Origin of the sequence: Brachybacterium sp. AOP3-A1-3 (genome assembly GCF_052378285.1) — a bacterium.
In the GTDB taxonomy this organism is placed as follows: Bacteria; Actinomycetota; Actinomycetes; order Actinomycetales; family Dermabacteraceae; genus Brachybacterium.
Map to the genome: position 1 here is coordinate 1 of NZ_JBQSXM010000050.1, position 1,573 is coordinate 1,573.

Annotated in this window: 1 protein-coding gene; it reads right to left on the minus strand. The window is 68.6% G+C overall.

All coding sequences use genetic code 11. The features are described 5' to 3' along the window. Positions 1-176 precede the first annotated feature (176 nt). A complete protein-coding gene (locus ACT3T5_RS19520; RefSeq protein WP_444595322.1) occupies positions 177-1,565 on the minus strand; it encodes an IS1380 family transposase in 1,389 nt (462 codons plus the stop codon). Positions 1,566-1,573 lie beyond the last annotated feature (8 nt).

Below are 1,573 nucleotides of genomic sequence, written 5' to 3' on the forward strand. Positions count from 1 at the left end.
CTAACCTCGATCTTTCACGGGGCTGGTGAGCGGGTGTGGTCGGCGTCGTTGCCGGTGTTCAGCTGTTGATTCTGGCATGTGGGTGTGACGGTGCGCCGCGTGTCGGTCGCGGTGGCCGGGCTTTCCGGGCCGGGTGGTCCTCGGGGTCGTGGTCGGGCAACGGCGGGTCTGCGGTGCTATCCAGCGGGAACGGGCAGGTCGCAGAGTCTGGCGTGACCGGCCTGGACGATGCTGGCCCAGGTGGAGCGGTCCGAGAGGTGCACGACCCTGGAGCGGGCGTGACGGGCGAACGTCGCCGGGACGTGGAACAGGCGATGGCGGAGGCGTTTGGACTCCCACTTGCGGGCGGGCTTCTCGGGATGGGCGAGCAGCCCCATCCAGGTGGTGATCTCGCTGGCCAGCGCCACGATCTGGCACCAGATCCGGTTCTGCGCGAACGTCTTCAAGGGCAGGTTCCGCAGGCCCATGGCCTTCGCGATGCGGATCCGGTCCTCGCAGCGTGCACGGCGTCGGTGGCGGACCTCGAGATCAGCCAGCTGCCCCTTGGTGGTGTTGGTCGCGAACGCGGTCAGTCGGTATCCCTCGACGTCATCGAACCGCAGTTGCGCCCCGGGATGCGGACGCTCTCGGCGCACAATCACTCGCATCCCCTTCGGCCAAACGGTCAGGTCCAGCAGCCCCGTGAACTCGGCGACGTCGGCTCCTTCGCGTGGGGTGCCGTCGGGGTCGTAGGTGCTCTCCCACACGTCCTTGGGGATCATCCGGTAAAGGTCGGGGGTGTTCGCGGGCAGGGTGTATCCGATCGAGTACGACACCCGGCGTTTGACCAGTGCTTCCAGGGTCTTCTTCGTGGAGCCAGCGCCATCGATCCGGATCAGCACCTTCTTCCCCGGCCGGGCCCCGACGCCGGCTTGGTGGAGGGCTTCGCCGATGACGGTGGCGTGATCAGCGGCGGTGTTCGAGCCGGCGTTGCCGGGTCGCAGCAGGCAGGCGAGCATCTCACCGGTGCCCTCACTGCCGTGGTCGGCGAAGGCGAGCAGGGGGTGGAATCCGAAGCCCTTCTCGAATGTCGGCGCGGCCTGTTCCTTCTCGCTGTGAGCGGTGACCAGGGTGGCGTCCAGATCGATGGTCATCGGATCTGCCGCCGTCGCCCGGGCACCAGGTGCGTGGTCTCCGGCCAAACCCCAGGCCGTCGCTCGCGCGTCCCGGCGGGCGGTGTTGATCGCGCGCTCGGCCGCCTCCACATCAGCGGCCAGCACGGTCAGCAGGCGGGAGATGGTGGGATCGGAGGCCACAGAGCCGAAGACGTCAGGCTCGGCCCGCAGCGACGAGACATCAGCCAGGCAGCCCCCGCCCACCGCCAACATCAGAGCGAGATCCAGCAGGATCTTGCCTGGATCATGCTGAGCCAGCGGCCGCCGCCACGGCGCGAGCGCCGCCGACAAGCCGCGGTCCAGGCCGGTCGCTCGGAGCGTCTCGGTCAGCAGCACTCCGCCCGCGTTCCCGACCGCTGGGACCGGTGCGACATCGACATGCACTCGCGGATACAACCCGGTAGTGTTCACCCTGAAGG